The sequence below is a fragment of the Asanoa ferruginea genome (assembly GCF_003387075.1).
Lineage (GTDB): Bacteria > Actinomycetota > Actinomycetes > Mycobacteriales > Micromonosporaceae > Asanoa > Asanoa ferruginea.
Genome location: NZ_QUMQ01000001.1, coordinates 8,855,592 through 8,873,127 on the forward strand (window position 1 = coordinate 8,855,592; position 17,536 = coordinate 8,873,127).

The window sequence follows — 17,536 nt, forward strand, 5'->3', positions numbered from 1 at the left end:
GCGAGCTGATCTTGGGGTCGGCTCGTCGCGCCGGCTTCGGCTTGGTTAACCTTCTGGTAAGCACCGCGCCGCAGAAGGGCATCCCGTGCAGTCGCTGTTTCGCCGCAAGTCCACTGACGTGACCGAGGAGTCCACTGGGACTCCCGAGACGTCGGATTCCGCGCGTCCCAAGAACTACACGCCGGCCAAGGGCCGGGAGACCCCGAAGCGCCCCGGCGCGTCGCGCCAGCCCGCTGGCAGCGCGAAGGCGCTGACCAAGGAAGAGGCCCGGGAGCGCAAGCGCACGCTGCGCCAGGAGGCGGCGGCGGAGTATCGGGCCGAGGGCGGCCCGCGCGACCGCGGCCCGGAGCGCCAGCTGGCCCGCAACGTGGTCGACTCGCGGCGCACGGCGGGCACCTATTTCTTCGGCGGCGCGCTGATCGTGCTGATCGGCTCCAACGGGGCGATGCCCGACCTGGTCCGCACCGTCGCCACCTCGCTGTGGGGCGTGCTGCTGATCGCCGTGGTCCTGGACGCGATCCTGATCGCCCGCAAGATCAAGCGGCTGGTTCGGGAGCGCTATCCGAAGACGGAGCAGCGGATGGGGTCGCTCTACATGTACGCCATCATGCGGTCGATCACCTTCCGCCGCATGCGCGTCCCCAAGCCGGCGGTCAAGATCGGCGAGAAGGTCTGATCCTCGCTCGCCCCCTCCACTGCTCTCCTCACATACGCACCACCTGAACCAGCGTTCAAGTGGTGCCTATTGGGGTGCAGAGCAAGGGGAGATCAAATCCGGCTTCCTTGCGCCGCCGACCCCCCCAGCGTGGTGGCCGCGCCGAGTCCGGCGCGCACGTGCCGGATCTGCCGGTGATCGTTTGCACCTGGCCGGCACCGTCCGGCCGGGTGTGCTTGATCGTCTGTAGCTCATCAGCACCTGGCGCGGCGTGTCGCGCAGATCCCACACACATGATCATGCGCGCGTCTTCCCGTCGTGCAGATCCGCTGCAAACGATCAAGCCCGCCGATGTCCGCGGTCCAGCCGGCACCTTGAGCCCCCACGGCGCCGCGCGGCTACTGCCGATCCAGAGATCTAGGTAAAAAGTTGCTGCTATAGCTGCATTTATTTACCTAGATCTCCCTCTCAAGTAGGTCGTGGACGGCGTGGCGGCGCCGCACGCCCGCTCGGGGCGATGGCGCCCGGGCGATGCCGCCTGGGACGTCGCGCCGGGCACCGCCCGCGCCGACGTGGGCAGCACCATGTCGTGCGGTCGATCGAGCCCCGATAGGAATGTGGTCGGTTCGCCGCCGACGGACGGCACCCGTGCGATCTCTACCGCCCTCGGGCGGTGGACCAGCAGCGAGCCGTCGGCGAGCGCGAGGAGGAAGCGGGCCGGGCGCGCTCGGGGCACCGCCGCTCGGAGGCAGCACCACTCGGGGCAGCTAGCTCGGGGCACCGCCGGTCGGCGGCAACACCACTCGGGGCAGCTAGCTCGGGGCACCGCCGCTCGGGCGCAACCCCGCTCGGGGCACCGCCGCTCGGAGGCAACACCACTCCGGGCAGCCCCCTCAGGACACCGCCGAGGCAGCGCCACCCGGGCGCCGCGCCACCCGGGCGCAGCGCCCGTCTACTCCACGCCGGCGAGGCGGAGCAGAGCGGCGGTGGCGGCTGCGGCGACCACCACGAGCACGAACGGTGCGCGGCGCCAGGCCAGCACCGCCCCGACCGCCACCCCGACGGGCCGGGCCACGCCGGCGAACACCCCGGAGTCCGTGAAGGTGGCGGTGGCCGCCAGCGCCGCCAACAAAGTGGCCGCCGCCATCGGCAGCAGGACCTGGACCCGGGTCGGCAGGGCGACCCGTTCCCGCAGCACCACCCCGGCCAGGCGGAACGCGTAGGTCCCGATGGCCAGCCCGACGATCACCGCAAGGATCATGACGGCACCTCCGAAGAACGCGGGCCCCGGCGGCGGCGCACGGCCACCAGCAGCAGGCCGCTCAACGCCATCAGCACCGGCAACCCCGCCGGCAGGATCGGGGTCGTGACCACCGCCACCAGGGCACCGGTCAAGGCCACCAGGCGAGTCGTCGGGTCCTTCAAGGTCGGCAGCAACAGCGCGAACAGGCCCGCCGGGAACGCGGCGTCCAGGCCCAGCCGGTTGGGGTCACCCGCGTTGCCGAGCAGGACGCCGAGCACCGCGCCGATGTTCCACAGGATGAAGAGGGTGCAGCCGGTTGCCCAGTAGGCCCGGCGGCGGCGCTCCGGGTCCTGCTGCGCCAGCGCAAACGCGACCGACTCGTCGATCAGCAGGTGTGCGCCGAGCAGGCGCTGCCACCAGCGGGTGCCGATCACGTCGCCGATCGCCAGGCCGAACGGGAGGTGTCGAGCGTTGAGCAGCAGGCCCGCGAAGATCGCGGCGAACGGGTTGCCGGCCGCTATCAGGCCGACGGCCAGGAACTGCGAGCCGCCCGCGAAGACCAGCAGCGACATCAGGATGGTGAGCCCGGCGGGGATGCCGGCGGCGACGGCGATCGCGCCGAACGAGATGCTCACCGCGAACACGGCCAGGCCCAGCGCGCCGACGTCGCGCACCAACGACCGGTCGCTAAGGATGGAGCGCACGGCGGCGGTCATGGTTACCGATCGTGCCGGGCGCTGCTAGTGTTCGTCAAGTCGAACGATTAGACCGATGGAGCGAACAGTGACCGAGCCGACGATCGCCGCGACCATCGCTTCCGCTTTGCGCCGCGAGCGGGAGCGGGCTGGGGTCTCGCTCACCGAACTGGCCCGCCGCGCGGGCATCGCCAAGTCGACGCTCTCGCAACTGGAGAACGGCGTCGGCAATCCGAGCGTCGAGACGCTCTGGTCGCTCGGGGTCGCGCTCGACGTGCCGTTCAGCCGGCTGGTCGAGCCGCCCGCCCCGGCGCTCAGGGTGATCCGCGCCGGCGATGGCCCGCGGATCAAGTCGGACCAACTCGACTACACGGGCACCCTGGTCGCGGCCGGCTCCCGCGCGGCACGCCGGGACATCTACATCATGACCATCGAGCCTGGCGCCGTACGCGCTGCCGAGGCGCACACCCCCGGCAGCGTCGAGCACATCGTGGTCGCCCGGGGCCGGCTGCGGACCGGGCCGGCCGGCGAAACCGTCGACCTCGAACCCGGCGACTACGCGATGTTCGCGGGCGACGTGCCGCACAGCTACGAGGCGCTCGAGCCGGGCACGTTCACGGTGTTGGTGATGGAGCACCCGTGACCGCCTCCCGCGTGTAGAGCCTGGCCACCACGTCTTCGATGTCGGGCTCCACGATGGACACTTCACGCAGCGCCAGCCCGGCCAGGCGGGCCAGCAACTCGCCGGCGGTGGCCGTCTCCAGGTCGTACTCGATGCGCAGTGGGGTTATCCCGACCAGCGTCGCGCCCGGCACCTCGGGTGGCAGCGCCAACGGCTCGTCCAGCTCGACCACCACCCGCCGGCGCGACCCGTAACGGGCGTGCAGCGCCTCGATCGTGCCGTCGTGCACCACCCGGCCGTGGTCGATGACCAGCAATCGCCGGCACAGCCGCTCGATGTCGGCCAGGTCGTGGGTGGTGAGCATCAGCGTCACGTCGCCGCCGGCGCCCAGCTCGGCCAGGAAACCGCGGACCGCCTGCTTGCTGACCACGTCGAGGCCGATCGTCGGCTCGTCGAGGAACAGCACCTCGGGGCCGTGCAGCAGCGCCGAGGTCAACTCGCCGCGCATCCGCTGGCCCAGCGAGAGTTGGCGGACCGGGGTGTCGAGGAACGCGTCGAGGTCGAGCAGCGAGCGGCAGCGGCGCAGCCGGGCGGCGTGCTCGGCCGGCGGCACCCGGTAGACGTGGCGCAGCAGGTCGAACGACGCCGCCAGCGGCAGGTCCCACCAGAGTTGCGAACGCTGGCCGAAGACCACCCCGATCCGCCGGGCCAACCGGGTGCGCTGGCGCACCGGCGACAGCCCGCAGACGCTCACCTCTCCCCCGCTCGGCGTCAGCACCCCGGTCAGCATCTTCAGCGTGGTCGACTTCCCGGCGCCGTTGGGCCCGATGTAGCCGACCATCTCGCCGCGCTCGACCGTGATGTCGACGCCGTCGACCGCGGCCACCGTGCGCCGGGTCCGCCGCAGCCACCCGGCCCGGACCTTCACCTCGAAATCCTTGCGCAACCCGCGCGCCGCGATCACCGTCATCGTCAAGACCCCGTGCTCGTGTAGTGCCGAAGACCCAGCCGCCAGATCAGCGTGGCCAGGGCGGTCGCCGCGAGCGCGACCAGCGGCGCGCACCAACCGGTCCAGCCCGGCAGGCCGATCGGGTCGGGCACGCCGAGCAGCGCCAGGGCCGGGTAGTAGGAGACGAAGGCGAAGCCAAGGGTGTACGCGAACGCGGTGCGGAACCACCCGCTGTAGACGCTGACCGGATAGCTGGTGAAGTCGCGGCCGCCGTAGGTGAAGGCGTTGCCGAACTCGCCCGACTCGGTCCACCAGAAGGCGACCGAGGCGGTGATCACGAACATGGCGCCGAAGAACACCACGCCGGCCACCGGCGCCACGATGGCGAGCAGCACCCGGGCCGGGGTCCAGGTGATCCCGGCGGTGCCGAGCGCGAACAGGTAGACGCCCGCGCCGAGCGCCGCGCGGGACAGCTTGCGCAGCGGCAGGTCGAGCAGCAGCAGTTGGGGCAGAGCGCGCAACGGGCGGACGAGGACGGTGTCGAACCGGCCGGTGCGGACGTAGAGGGTGATCCGCTCGACGTTGCCGACCAGCATGTCGGCGGTGGCGAACGCGCACGCCGACATGCCGGTGATCACCAGCGCCTGGTGCAGGTCGAGGCCGCCGAGGGTGCGGGTCACGCCGAAGAGCACCAGGATCGTGACCACGTCGAGCGCCGTGGACCAGACGTTGGCCACCAGGTCGACGGCGAACGACGCCCGGTAGGAGAACTGGCTGCTGGCCTGGCCACGCAGCAGTGCCCAGTAGGCCCGCATCGCCCCGGGTTCAGCCACCTTGCACCACCAGCTTGCGCTCGGCCCGCCGCTGCACCAGCCGGCAGAGCAGCAGCAGGCCGACCGCCCAGGCGGCCTGGATCGCGATCAGGCCGAGTTGGCGCGGCGTCGGGTCGACCTCGACCAGCACGTCGAGCGGCGTCTGGAACAGGCTGGGCAGCGGGGTGAGCAGCCACAGCGGGCCGATGAGCCAGTCGGGCAGGAAGCGCAGCGGGAAGTAGAGGCCGCCGAGCACCCCGGAGAGCAGCGTCCACAGGATCATCGGGCCGCGGATGTCGAGCAGCCAGTAGGCGCTCGCGTTGACCAGGAACCGGCAACCGAAGCAGAGCACGGTGGCCAGCACGACCGACAGGACGAACAGCGGCCACGTCGACCAGCGATGCGGCAGGTAGATCGGGAAGAACAGCGGGCCGATCAGCACCGGCGGCAGCAGGCGGGTGAGCACCGCGTGCCCGGCCCGGCCGACGTCGGTGGCGAGGTAGTTGGTCACCGGGTTGATCGGGCGGAGCAGGTCGGCGACGACGTCGCCGGTGCTGATCCGTTGGGCGAGGTCGGTCCACCCCCAGAGCGCCACGACGGTGAGCAGTCCCTGGCCGAACCAGACGAAGGTGGCCAGGCGTGCGGGGTCGTAGCCGGCGACGGTCGCCGTGCCGGCGCCGGCCGCGACGGCCAGGAGCACGTAGCAGCGGAGGAAGCCGAACACGGTGTTGGTGAACGCCCCGGCGACGGTGGCCTGCCGATAGGTGGAGTATCGGCGGAATCCGGCGACCGTTAATGCCCAGAATGTGCGGGTTTCAGCAGCGGCATTCGCATAACGCGTGCGAGGGACAGTGGCGGTGAGCGAGTCCACGCCGTTACCCTCCATCCGCGACATACGCCGTATCGGGCCGCATGACAGTATCGGGGTGCCGGCGCATGCCGCGCGACACAAATTCCGACGAGGTGACCCGCCGTGATTGATCGACGCGAACCGCGCTACTGCGGGTCGCGCGCGTGGATCGCAGGGCGGAACGGCCGGCGCGGATGAGCAACGAAAACGCCGAGCGCCGGCGCCGCGACGGCGGCCGCGGCCGCAGCCGGCGCGGCGGCGAAGAGGCCCGGCCAGACGCCGGATGGGGCGACGATGACGGCTGGCTCCGCGAGCTCGGCCGCAGCAACGACGCGGGCTCCGGCGGCGGCAGCGGCTACAAGGACCCCAACGACCCCTGGGCCTGGGCGAAGGACCGCCCGCCCGCACCCGGCTGGTCACCCACCGGCGGTGTGCCACCCGGCCCCGGCGGGCCAGGCTGGGTCGACGACCCGGCGGAAGCACCAGGTTTCGGTCCCCGCGGCCCGCAGCGAAGTGCGCCGGGCGAACCTTCCTGGGTACGCGAGCGCACCGACGAATGGTCGGCCTCCGGCGGCGAGCGCTACCCGGGTGACAAGCCCCAGCGCGGCGGCCGCCCAGCGGGCCGTGCCGTGGTCCGCGGCCGGGCCGGCGCGGCGCCCGAGCCGGCCGACGACGAGGGCTACAACGCCGACCCGCGCCTGGCCGACCCGAGCAGCACCGACCCACACATGCCCGACCCGTTCGCGCCACACCCGATCTCACCGGTCGACGGCGTCGGGCGAGGTCGTGGGCGCGTTCCCGACGCACCCGCTCGCCGCGGGCGGGAGGCGGCGTTCCTCGACGAGCGCGGGCCGGCCTACGACGAGCGGCCTGGGAGCCGGGGCGGGCGTCCGTCGGGGCCCGGGCCGGAGTGGGCCGGCCGGCCGCAGTCGCCCGCCGGGCCTGGCTGGGATGATCGGCCACAGTCGCCCGCGGGTCCCGGCTGGGACGACCGGCCGCAGTCGCCGGCGGGGCCGACGCGGCGGATCGTGCCGCGCGAGGCGGCGTTCCACGACGAGCGCGGACGCGAAGCCGCATTCCACGACGAGCGCGGCCGAGGCGCGGCGGGCGACCGCGGACGCGGGCCCGCCGACGACCGCGGACGCGAAGCCGCATTCCACGACGAGCGCGGCCGAGGCACGGCGGATGACCGCGGACGCGGGCCCGCCGACGACCGCGGACGCGAAGCCGCATTCCACGACGAGCGCGGCCGAGGCACGGCGGGCGACCGCGGACGCGGATCCGCCGACGACCGCGGACGCGAAGCCACGTTCCACGACGAGCGCGGCCGCGGCACGGCGGATGACCGAGTGCGCGGGCCCGCCGACGGCCGCGGGCGTGGGCCGACGGACGAGCGCGGGCGCGAAGCCGCCTTCCAGGACGAGCGCGGCCGCGGACCCGCCGACGACCGCGGACGCGAGGTCACCTTCCTTGACGACCGCCGACGCGGACGTGCCGACGAGCGCGGCCGTGGGTCGGCGAACGACCGTGGCCGCGAGGCCGCCTTCCTCGACGACCGCGGACGCGGAGCGGCGGACGAACGTGGGCGCGAAGCCGCCTTCCAGGACGAGCGCCGGCGCGGACCAGCCGACGACCGCGGGCGCGAAGCGGCGTTCCACGACGACCGCGGACGCGGGCCAGCGGACGAACGTGGGCGCGAAGCCGCCTTCCAGGACGAGCGCGGCCGCGGACCAGCCGACGATCGTGGCCGTGAAGCGGCGTTCGTTGATGATCGGCGGAGTCGGCCAGCAGACGACCGTGGGCGCGAAGCCGCCTTCCACGACGAGCGCGGACGCGGACCAGCCGATGACCGTGGGCGCGAAGCGGCATTCCACGACGAGCGCGGACGCGGACCGGCCGACGACCGCGGACGCGGGGCCACCGATGACCGCGGGCGCGAGGCCGCGTTCCTCGACGAGCGGGGACGCGGTCCTGCCGACGAACGCGGGCGTGGGCCGGCGTTCGACGACCGGTCCGGGCCGCCGCCTTGGGAGCAGGGTCGGCGGGTTGCGGCCGGGCCGGTGTCGCCTGGGTACCCCCGCGACGTCGACCCGCGCGATGTCGACCCGCGCGACGCGCCGCCGCCGTTCCCCGACGAGCGCGCGCCGGGACGGCGTCCGGCTGGACCGCCGCGTCAGGTGGATCGGCCTGCCGCGTTGCATGACGAGACGCGGCCCCGGCGGGGCTACGACGAGCGAGTTGGGCCCTACGACGACCGCGATGGACCGCGGCGGGCCGATCGGCCGGGCGGCTGGGAAGAACGGCGTGGCACGGCCGCTGGGCCACCGCCGCGCGATCCGCGCTACCGGGAGCGGCCGGTGGAGCCCGTTTCGCCTGCCTACCGGGACGAGCCGGGGTCGCCCGCCTACCGGGAGCGGCCGGCCGAGCCCGTTTCGCCCGCCTTCCGGGAGCGGCCGGTCGAGCCCGTTTCGCCGGCCTACCCGGATGGACCGCGTCGGGGGGAGCCGCCGGTCCGCGAGCGTTTTCCGGAGCCGGAGCGCCGGACCTACCGCGAGGAGCAGCCGGCCGCCTTCCAGCAGCCCGCGCCGCCGCGTCCAGAGGAGCGCCGGGACGAGCGGCCGGTGCCGCCGCGCTACGCCGAGGAGCGGCCGGCCGCGTTCCGGGAGCCGGTGCGGCCCGCCGACGAACGGCCCGTGCCGTTCCGGGAGCCGGTGCAGCCGCCGGTCGTCGACGTGCCCGATGGGCCGCGCCGCGAGCGGCGACCGGCCGCGTTCCAGGGCGAACGGATCGCTCCGCCGCCCGCGCACGTCGACGAGTTGCCGACCGCGCCGCTGTCGCCGCCTCCGCCGCGCCGGCCCGAGCGGGACGGTGGCACGCCCGAACCGTGGCTCGCGACACCGCCGCCGCCGTTCGCGCCTGAGCCGGCCGTCGAGCGCGACGTCCTGCCGCCGGTCGAGGACAGCGGGGCGGCGGAGGCTACCGCCGCCGTGCGGGTTCCGGCACCGCGCAGTGGGGACTCGGCACCGGCCTACCCGCGGCGGCTGGCCGACGACGAACTGCACGCGGCCTCGGTCGGCGATGAGTCGTCGGCCGCGGAGCCCGCGGCGTCCCGCGACGACGTCGGCTGGTTCGCCGCCGCGGCCGACGAGGTCGCGGCGACGACCGCGCCGCACGAGTCGCCTGTCGTGGCAGCAGAGGCCGCCGCGAAGACCGAGCCGGCAGCGGTGGCCGAAGAGGCCGCCGCGCCGGTCGAGCCGGCAGCCGCGGCCGAGCCGCAGCAGCCGACCGAGATCGCGGAGCCGCCCAAGGCTGCCCAGCCGGTCGAGCCACCCAAAGCGGCCCAGCCGGTCGAGCCGCCCAAGGTGGCCGAGCCGGTTGAGCCACCCAAGGTGGCCGAGCCGGTTGAGCCACCCAAAACGGCCGAGCCGGTCGAGCCGCCCAAGGCTGCCCAGTTGGTCGAGCCACCCAAAGCGGCCCGGCCAGTCGAGCCACCCAAGGCAGCCCAGCCGGTCGAGCCACCCAAAACGGCCGCACCGGTCGAGCCAAACAAGGCGGCCGCACCGGTCGAGCCACCCAAGGCAGCCGCACCGGTCGAGCCACCGCCGGCAGAGGTGCCGGTCGAGGTCGCCCAGGAACCGGTGCCGGCCGAGGAACCCGAAGCGGCCGCGCCGGCCGACCCGGTCGAGAAGGCTGCGGAACCCGTCGAGCCCGTGCCAGCCGCGAAGGACCAGCCGGCCAAGCCGAAGCCGCCAGTGGTCGACGGCCTGCGGCTCGACCTGCACGAGGCCACCCGCCCGGTCTCCACCCCGCCGGCGGAGCCGGCAGCGGCACCGGCAGCAGCACCGGCACCGGAGCCGGCTGCCGAGTCCGTCGCCACGAGCGCCGACGAGGTGGACCCGGGGGCGGTCGAAGCAGAGCCCGTCGCCGCTGCTAAGGCCGAGCCGGCAGCATCCGAGCCCGTCAAGGACACGGCCGAGATCGTGGACGCCGCCCCGGCCGACAGTGCGGCCGAGGAGACCAGTCCCGCACCGTCGCCCGTATCCCCTGATGAAACCGAAACCACCGAAGAGCCCGATGAGATCGCTTCCGCGGACACCGTGCTGCCGGTGCCGGAAGGCACCGCGGCGGGGGCCGCGACCGCCCTGCGGGCGCCGACGATGCTGCACCCGGTCGTCGCCACGCCGGAGCCCGACGAGGAGAAGCCGGAACAGCCTAAGGACCCTGAGCAGGTGCTGGCGGCCTACCAGTGGCGGTTCCATCACGAGACGTTGCGCGAACTGGTCGAGGATCCCGACGAGTTGCGGTCGATCCGTGACCAGCTCACGGCCAAGGTCGACGTCGCCACCGACAACGCCGCTCGGGCGCGGTTACTCAGTCTGCGCGCGGTCGTCTCGCGGATTCTCGGCGATCTTGGCAAGGCGTTGTCCGATGGCAAGCTCGCGCTGGCGCACGCCGAGGCGACCGGTGAGCTGCGCCGGATCTCGATCGCCCAGGCCCGGTTGGCGCACGTGTTGCAGTGGCGCGGTGACTACGCCGAGGCTGACCGGCTCAACGCGCTCGCCAACTCGCCCGAGTTGCCCGATCGGCTGCGGGCCACGATGCACGAGCACGCCGGGCGGTCCTGCTACGACCAGGGGCGCTACATCGAGGCCTGCAACCACTTCGAGAAGGCGCTCGACCTGCGCAAGGTCGACGACCCGGAGCTGATCGCGCGGACCGAGCAGGCGCTCGACGCGGTGCTGGCCAAGGTGGCGACGAACGGTCTCGGTCCCTACCCGCGCGACGAAGACGAGATCCTTCAACTGCACAAACCGCCAAAACCACACTTCAGCGAGAAAGTGCAGCGCTGGGGGTACGTGGACGCGGAGTTCGACTGGGCGATCGCGCCGAGCTACGCCGAGGTGCAGCCGTTCAAGGAAGGTGTCGCCTGGGTGCGGCGGCCGGAGACCGAGCCGTGGGAGCTGATCGACGAGTCCGGTGAGGTGCTGATCTTCGCCTCGCTGGGCTATCTCGGTGTCGGGTCGTTCCACGACGGACTGGCCTGGGTCTCGCACAACGGGCGGGGCAACTGGCTCGCGATCGAGAAGTCCGGCGAGGTCGCGATCAACATCGGCTTCGAGGACGTACGGCCGTTCCGCGGCGGGGTCGCCGCCGTCAAGCGCGGTGCCTGGGGCGCGATCGACAAGAACGGTCGCACTGTGTTGCCGCCGCAATACAGCGGGTTCTCGACCGCGCTCACCGACGGGCGGTATGTCGACGGGTTCACCGACGAGGGACTGGCCGTCGTGGACTCCGGCGGGCGCAAGGGTGTGGTCGACCGCAACGGCCGGGTGCTCGTGCCGCCGCGCTTCCCCGCGCTGGTCATCCACCCCGTCGCATTCCTCGTCGGCGGTGGTCAGGGGCTGTGGGGCGCGCTCGACCGGCGCGGCGAACCGCTGATCGACATCGTGCACGGCAGCCGGGCCGCGGTGACCGAGGAGATCGACCGGTTGCTCGCCGACACCAAGCCGGTGCTGTGACAAGATCGGCCGCCGATGAGTGACACTCTCGCGTCTGGTTAATGTGTCCCACATGGAATTCCGTCACCTAGGCCGATCCGGCCTGTTGGTCAGCGAGATCTCGTACGGGAACTGGATCACCCACGGTTCCCAGGTCGAGGAGGACGCCGCCGTCGCGTGCGTCCAGGCCGCGCTCGACGCGGGCATCACGACGTTCGACACCGCCGACGTGTACGCCGGCACCCGCGCGGAGGCCGTCCTCGGTCGTGCGCTGAAGGGTCAGCGCCGCGAGGGCCTGGAGATCTTCACCAAGGTGTACTGGCCGACCGTCCCCACGGGCCCGGACAGCACCGCCACCCCCGGCCGCAACGACCGCGGCCTGTCCCGCAAGCACATCATGGCGTCGATCGACGGCTCACTGCGCCGGTTGCAGACCGACTACGTCGACCTCTACCAGGCCCACCGGTTCGACTACGGCACGCCGCTGGAAGAGACGATGGAGGCCTTCGCCGACGTCGTCCACGCCGGCAAGGCGCACTACATCGGTGTCTCCGAGTGGCGGGCCGAGGAGCTGCGCGCGGCCCACAAGCTGGCCCGTGAGCTGCACATCCCGCTCGTCTCCAACCAGCCGCAGTATTCGATGCTGTGGCGGGTCATCGAGACCGAGGTGGTGCCGGCGTCCGAGGACCTGGGCATCAGCCAGATCGTCTGGTCGCCGATCGCCCAGGGCGTGCTGACCGGTAAGTACCTGCCGGGCCAGCCGCCGCCGGCCGGCTCGCGGGCGACCGACGAGAAGTCGGGCGCCAACTTCATCTCCCGGTTCATGACCGACGAGGTGCTGACCGCGGTGCAGAAGCTCAAGCCGCTGGCCGACGAGGCCGGGCTGACAATGGCCCAGCTCGCCGTCGCGTGGGTGCTCCAGAACCCCAACGTGGCTTCGGCGATCGTCGGCGCGACCCGCCCCGAGCAGGTGCACGACAACGTCAAGGCGGCCGGCGTGAAGCTCGAGGAGAGCCTCCTCAAGCAGATCGACGAGGCGATCGGCGGGCTGGTCGAGCGCGACCCGGCCAAGACCGAGTCGCCGCGCGACATCCGCTCCTGATGTCACCCGATAGCGGCGCGGCCCACCCGGGCCGCGCCGCTGTCGTCTGGATCTAGCGCTCCCAGAAGCGGATGAGCTCGTAGCCGATCGCGTAGAGCTGCTGGGGCAGCCCCAGCCCGTCGCCGACCCAGAACACCGCGTCGAAGAAGTAGCGGTTGATCGTGGGCTGCCAGAGCAGGGCGAACAGCAGGATGAAGCCGTAGGGCGCCAGCGTGCTGTAGACCTTCTGGGTGTTGGGCTTGAGCCACGGCTGGATCATGTTGCCGCCGTCGAGCCCGGGCACCGGGAGCAGGTTGAGCACCGTCGCGGTGAGCTGGAGGAACGCCAGCAGCGCCACGCCGCACCAGAACTCGATGTGCGCGAACACGTTGGGCTCGAACGCGAACGGGATCACCAGCAGCAGCGTGAACAGCAGGTTGGTGCCGGGGCCGGCCAGGCTGATCAGCGACTTGCGCAGCCGGCCGCGGATCGAGGCGTGGTCGACCCAGACCGCGCCGCCGGGCAGGCCGATGCCGCCGAGCAGCAACACGATCACCGGCAGGACGACCGACAGCAGCACGTTGCTGTATTTGAGCGGGTTGAGCGTCAGGTAGCCACGGTGAGCGACATCACGGTCACCTGACCGGTAGGCGACCAGCGCGTGCGCGTATTCGTGCAGGCACAGCGACACCAGCCAGCCCGCCACGACGAACAGGAAGACCGCGAACCGCGGCGTGACCTGGTGCCATGCCATGAAGCCGCTCAGGGCGAACAGCCCCACCAGGCCCAGGAAGATCGGGCTCGGTCGGAACGCCTCCCTGGGCACGCCCATCACCAGCCGATAGTCGCGGCCCCAGTCGCTCATTCGGTCGCCGGTGCCGGCGCCAACGGCATGCGGTATTCGACCCGGTCATCTTCGGCGAGGACCACGGTGGCCACGCCGGCTCCGGCGAGGTCGCGCCAGGTCTGACCGATCCAAGACTCGGCATCGGCCTGGCTGCCGAACGTCTCGGCAGGGCCGGTCACCGGCTTGCCGTCCGCTCCCTCGTACCGCCAGCTCCACGGCATCGTGTCTGCTCCCCTCGCGATCTGGACCCCACACAGCCTAGTCGGGCCACCACCGCTACCCCGAGCCATAGCTCGCGCCCGTAAGGTACGGGGCATGTCCGTAAGCGGCTGGCGCTCCGTTCTCGTCCTCGGCGGGATCCGGTCTGGTAAGTCCGAGTTTGCAGAATCCCTGGTTGGCGAGGGCGGCCCTGTCCGTTATGTCGCAACTGGGCCGTCCGGCACGGCCGGCGACGACCCCGACTGGGACGAGCGGATAGCCGCGCACCGCGAGCGCCGGCCGACCACCTGGCCGACCGAAGAGGTCGGCGACGACCCCAACCGGCTGCTCGAGCTGATCTCCAGCGCCAAAGACGGCGAGACGCTGCTGGTCGACGACCTCGGCGGCTGGGTCACCGGGCTGGTCGACCCCGAGCGGCAGCCGGCCGACGATCTCGCGACGATCGCCGACCTGGCCACCGCGATCCGGGAGAGCAGCGCCCGGCTGATCCTGGTCAGCTCCGAGGTCGGGCTCTCGCTGGTGCCGCTGAGTGCGGTCGGGCGGGTCTACACCGACGCGCTGGGCGCCACCAACCAGGCGGTCGCCGAGGTCGCCGACGGCGTGGCGCTGATCGTGGCGGGCCAGACGGTGTGGCTCAAGGAGGCGGTCGCGGTCTCGGTCGCGCCGGCGACTGATCGTGTTTCGCCGGCAGTGGTCGTGCCCGCGACGTCGCCAGAGGTGCTCACCCCGGCCCCGGCCGCCGACGCCCACGCCGCCCCGGCGGGCGTGGTCGACCAGCCGGCCTGGTCGGCACCGACCACGATGCTGCCGGCGATCGCCACGGGCCTGGTCATCCAGCAGGGCATGGCGCTGCCGATGCCCGACGAGTTCACCCCGGCGCAGGTTCGCGACCGGCTACTCACCCTCGACCTGGGCGGCGCCGGCTTCGGCGGGCTCCAGTCGGTCGTCGAGTTCGCCGCCGCCACCCAGGCAAGCACGACCCCGCAGCCGTGGCGCGCACCCCGCGTGGTGTTGATCCGCGGCGACCACAACGGCGGCGCGGCCGCCGGCACGCTGCCGGGCGAGTCCCGGCGCCGGGCCGACCAGGCCCGGGCGGGCGAGGGCCCGATCGCCCGGCTCGCCGCCGACGCGGGCGCCACCCTCCAGGTGGTCGACGCACCGGCCTGCGCGGCGATGGAAGAGCGCGCGGTGCTGAGCCAGGAGGAGGTCGAGGCGGCGCTGCGCTATGGCTGGCGGCTCGCCGAAGAGGCCTCCGACGCCGGCGTCGACCTGCTGGTGATCGGCGCCTGCGGCAGCGGCTCCGAGGCCGCCGCCGCGGCGGTGCTGGCCGCCACCACGGGCGCCGAGCCGGCCGCCGCGCTCGGCCGGGTGATCGTGCCCGGCAGCGAGATCGACGACGACGCCTGGATGATCCGCACCGCGGCCGTCCGCGACGCGATGCACCGGGTCCGGCGCAGCGCCCGCAGCGCCAAGCAGGTCCTGGCCGACGTGGGCGGCGGCGACATCGCCGTGGCCACCGGCCTGATCCTGGGCGCCACCGCGCGCCGCCTGCCGGTCCTGATCGACGGCCCGGTCGGCGTCGCCGCCGCCCTGGTCACCCGCGACCTGGCCGGCCAGGCCCGGCACTGGTGCCTGCTGCCCGACCACGGCCAGGACCCGGCCGTGAAGCTCGGCGCCGACGTGCTCGGCCTCACCCCCGTGCTCAACCTGAAGCTCGGCCTGGGCGAGGGCGCGACGGCCCTGGCCACCCTGCCGCTGCTCCGGTCGGCAATCGCGCTGGCGGCCACGCTGCCGGTGCACCCGGCGGTGGCACCCGACGACGAGACGCTGGCCGCACACGACTCGCTCGACGAGCCGGAGGACCCGGCCACGGTGCCGGCGGCCGGTTGGTCCGACGACGCCGACGCCGACGCGGAGACCACGACCTGGACCGAGCCGGCGGAGACCGCGCCCGCATGGTCCGAGCCCACCGACCCCGCACCGACCGAGCCGGAATCGGCCGGGACCGTTGACGGCACGGCGCCCGAGCCGGCGCTGCCCCACGACGCCTCGGCGCCGGATGCGGTTCCCGGGCCGCGGGATGCCGCTGACAACGGCACGGCGCTGGCCTGGCAGCCCGACCCGGAGCCGTCGGCGCTGGACGCCTGGTTCCAGCCGAAGCCCGCCCGTGACGACAGCGACAAGGACGAGCCCGCCCGCGGTGCCTGACGGCCTGCGGCTGGCGCTGACCACCTTCACCGTCCTGCCGGTCCGCGCCGGCCGGGTCGACCGGTCCAGCGCCGCGACGGCGATGGGCCTGGCCCCGCTGGTCGGCGCCGGCTTAGGCGCAGCGGCCGGCGGCACCGCCGCACTGCTGCACGCGGCCGGCGCGCCCGGCCTGGTGGGCGGTGCGGCGGGGATCGGGCTGGTCGCCCTGCTAACCCGCGGCCTGCATCTCGACGGCCTCGCCGACACGGTCGATGGCCTGGGCTCCTACCGTTCGGGCCCGGCCGCGCTGGAGATCATGAAGCGCCCCGACATCGGCCCGTTCGGCGTCGTGGCGCTGGTCGTCGTCCTGCTGCTCCAGGCGGGCTCACTAGGTGGCCTCGCCAGCACCAACGCGGTCCTCGCCGGGGTTGCCGCCCTTGCCACCGGCCGGCTCGCGGTGACCTGGGCCTGCCGACGGGGCGTGCCACCGGCCCGCCCCGACGGCCTGGGCGCGCTGGTCGCCGGCACCGTCCGGGCCCCGGCGTTGATCCTCGGCACCCTGCTGGTCGGCGCCGTCGCGGTGCCCGCCGTGCCCGGCCGGCCGTGGCAGGGCCCGCTGGCGGTGGCCGCCGGCCTGCTGGCCAGCGCCCTCCTGGTGCGCCACGCGGTGCGCCGCCTCGGCGGGATCACCGGCGACGTGCTCGGCGCCGCGGTCGAGATCGCCACCACGGTGGCCCTGGTGGTGCTGGTCAGCGCACCGAAGGCGTGACGAACGGCGGCTTGACCACCTTCATCTCGGCGCGCCGGCCGCGGATGTCGACCTCGATGACGTCGCCGTCCTTGACGCCGGCCGCTGTGTCGATCAGGGCCAGCGCGATGCCGACCTTCTTCGTCGGCGAGAACGTGCCGCTGGTCACCTCGCCGATCGCCTGGTCACCGGCGTACACCGTCATGTGTGGGCGTGGGATTGCCCGGCCGACCGCCTCCAGGCCGCGCAGCGTGCGGCGCGGGCCGGCGGCCTTCTCGGCCAGCAGCGGCTCGCGGCCCCAGAACTCGGGCTTGTTCCAGCCGACCGCCCAGCCGACCCGACCCTGCACCGGGGTGATGTCGGGGCTCAGGTCCTGGCCGTGCAGGGCGTACCCCATCTCGGTCCGCAGTGTGTCGCGGGCGCCGAGGCCACAGGGCAGGATGCCGGCGGAGTCGCCGGCCGTGAGCACCGCGTCCCAGACCACGCCCGCGCCGGCGGCCGGCACAACCAACTCGTAGCCGTGCTCGCCGGTGTAGCCGGTGCGGCAGACGACCAGGTCGACGCCCTCGAGCGTGGCTTGCTCGAAGCTCATGTAGCCGTGCTCGGTGGGCAGGCCCAGCGCCGCGAGCACGGCCGCCGACGACGGGCCCTGCACCGCGAAGATCGCGTAGTCCGGGTGCTCGTCGGTCACCGTCAACGCGGGCGGGGCCACCGCGCGGAGGCGGCGGACGACCTCGGCGGTGTTGGCCGCGTTGGGGATCAGGAAGACATGGTCGTCGGCGTAGCGGTAGGCGATGATGTCGTCGACCACGCCGCCGGTCGCCGGCTCGCACGCCAGCGTGTATTGCGCCTGACCGGCGCCGATCCGGTCGAGGTCGTTGGCCAGGCAGGCGTTGACGAACGCGGCCGCGCCATCACCGCGCACCCGGGCCTTGCCGAGGTGTGACACATCGAAGATCCCCACCGCTGTACGCACAGCGGTGTGCTCACGGATCACGCCGCCGCCGGGGTATTCGAGCGGCATCTCCCAGCCGCCGAACGGCGCGAACTTCGCACCGAGCGCGACATGCCGGTCGTGGATCGGAGAAAGGCGCGGTACGGCGTCGGTCATGGGTGGCAACTTACCGGGA

The 17,536-nt window shown here is 73.2% G+C and carries 16 protein-coding genes; 6 read left to right on the forward strand and 10 right to left on the reverse strand.

What is annotated here, in order from left to right:
* The first annotated feature begins 85 nt into the window (after positions 1–85).
* On the forward strand, positions 86–676 hold the full coding sequence (locus DFJ67_RS41190; RefSeq protein WP_116075059.1) for a DUF3043 domain-containing protein: 591 nt from the start codon (positions 86–88) through the stop codon (positions 674–676).
* Positions 677–1,607: 931 nt separating this feature from the next.
* Here DFJ67_RS41190 and DFJ67_RS41195 read toward each other — a convergent pair.
* Positions 1,608–1,916, reverse strand: a complete 309-nt coding sequence (locus DFJ67_RS41195; RefSeq protein WP_116075061.1) for an AzlD domain-containing protein — start codon at positions 1,914–1,916, stop codon at positions 1,608–1,610.
* Complete coding sequence (locus DFJ67_RS41200; RefSeq protein ID WP_116075063.1) at positions 1,913–2,614, reverse strand: AzlC family ABC transporter permease; 702 nt, start codon at positions 2,612–2,614, stop codon at positions 1,913–1,915. Before DFJ67_RS41200 ends, DFJ67_RS41195 begins: the two co-directional genes overlap by 4 nt.
* Positions 2,615–2,669: 55 nt before the next feature.
* Here DFJ67_RS41200 and DFJ67_RS41205 point away from each other — a divergent pair, with 55 nt between their 5' ends.
* Positions 2,670–3,236 carry a helix-turn-helix domain-containing protein gene (locus DFJ67_RS41205; RefSeq protein ID WP_116075065.1) on the forward strand — a complete coding sequence of 189 codons (567 nt, stop codon included), beginning with the start codon at positions 2,670–2,672 and terminating at the stop codon, positions 3,234–3,236.
* Here DFJ67_RS41205 and DFJ67_RS41210 read toward each other — a convergent pair.
* From DFJ67_RS41210 to DFJ67_RS41225, 5 genes are all read right to left on the reverse strand, one after another.
* Entirely contained in the window at positions 3,208–4,185 is a 978-nt protein-coding gene (locus tag DFJ67_RS41210; RefSeq protein WP_116075067.1) for an ABC transporter ATP-binding protein, read from the reverse strand. The genes DFJ67_RS41205 and DFJ67_RS41210 overlap by 29 nt on opposite strands.
* Before the next feature lie 2 nt (positions 4,186–4,187).
* A complete protein-coding gene (locus DFJ67_RS41215; RefSeq protein WP_116075069.1) occupies positions 4,188–4,979 on the reverse strand; it encodes an ABC transporter permease in 792 nt (263 codons plus the stop codon).
* Between the two features lie 10 nt (positions 4,980–4,989).
* A complete protein-coding gene (locus DFJ67_RS41220; protein ID WP_239097636.1) occupies positions 4,990–5,847 on the reverse strand; it encodes an ABC transporter permease in 858 nt (285 codons plus the stop codon).
* Between the two features lie 395 nt (positions 5,848–6,242).
* Positions 6,243–6,578 carry a hypothetical protein gene (locus tag DFJ67_RS42465; RefSeq protein ID WP_147315794.1) on the reverse strand — a complete coding sequence of 112 codons (336 nt, stop codon included), beginning with the start codon at positions 6,576–6,578 and terminating at the stop codon, positions 6,243–6,245.
* 6 nt (positions 6,579–6,584) lie between these two features.
* Positions 6,585–8,027: a hypothetical protein gene (locus DFJ67_RS41225; RefSeq protein ID WP_147315795.1), complete on the reverse strand. Its 1,443-nt coding sequence runs from the start codon at positions 8,025–8,027 to the stop codon at positions 6,585–6,587.
* 156 nt (positions 8,028–8,183) lie between these two features.
* On the opposite strand from DFJ67_RS41225, the gene DFJ67_RS44280 reads away from it, so the two are divergent.
* Complete coding sequence (locus DFJ67_RS44280; RefSeq protein WP_239097007.1) at positions 8,184–11,345, forward strand: WG repeat-containing protein; 3,162 nt, start codon at positions 8,184–8,186, stop codon at positions 11,343–11,345.
* 52 nt (positions 11,346–11,397) lie between these two features.
* The gene (locus tag DFJ67_RS41235) at positions 11,398–12,426 is read left to right on the forward strand and encodes an aldo/keto reductase family protein (RefSeq protein WP_116075075.1); all 1,029 of its coding nucleotides are present in this window, start codon (positions 11,398–11,400) and stop codon (positions 12,424–12,426) included.
* Between the two features lie 52 nt (positions 12,427–12,478).
* On the opposite strand, the gene DFJ67_RS41240 is transcribed toward DFJ67_RS41235, so the two are convergent.
* Together DFJ67_RS41240 and DFJ67_RS41245 are read right to left on the reverse strand one after the other, a co-directional pair.
* A complete protein-coding gene (locus DFJ67_RS41240; protein WP_116075077.1) occupies positions 12,479–13,270 on the reverse strand; it encodes a site-2 protease family protein in 792 nt (263 codons plus the stop codon).
* Positions 13,267–13,473, reverse strand: a complete 207-nt coding sequence (locus DFJ67_RS41245) for a hypothetical protein (RefSeq protein ID WP_116075079.1) — start codon at positions 13,471–13,473, stop codon at positions 13,267–13,269. Before DFJ67_RS41245 ends, DFJ67_RS41240 begins: the two co-directional genes overlap by 4 nt.
* 94 nt (positions 13,474–13,567) lie before the next feature.
* On the opposite strand from DFJ67_RS41245, the gene DFJ67_RS41250 reads away from it, so the two are divergent.
* Positions 13,568–15,679, forward strand: coding sequence for a bifunctional adenosylcobinamide kinase/adenosylcobinamide-phosphate guanylyltransferase (locus DFJ67_RS41250; protein ID WP_116075081.1), 2,112 nt, complete (start codon positions 13,568–13,570; stop codon positions 15,677–15,679).
* Entirely contained in the window at positions 15,639–16,427 is a 789-nt protein-coding gene (locus DFJ67_RS41255) for an adenosylcobinamide-GDP ribazoletransferase (protein ID WP_409362885.1), read from the forward strand. The genes DFJ67_RS41250 and DFJ67_RS41255 overlap by 41 nt, the downstream gene beginning before the upstream one ends.
* On the opposite strand, the gene gcvT is transcribed toward DFJ67_RS41255, so the two are convergent.
* A complete protein-coding gene (gene gcvT, locus DFJ67_RS41260; RefSeq protein ID WP_239097008.1) occupies positions 16,408–17,517 on the reverse strand; it encodes a glycine cleavage system aminomethyltransferase GcvT in 1,110 nt (369 codons plus the stop codon). The genes DFJ67_RS41255 and gcvT overlap by 20 nt on opposite strands.
* Positions 17,518–17,536: the final 19 nt, after the last annotated feature.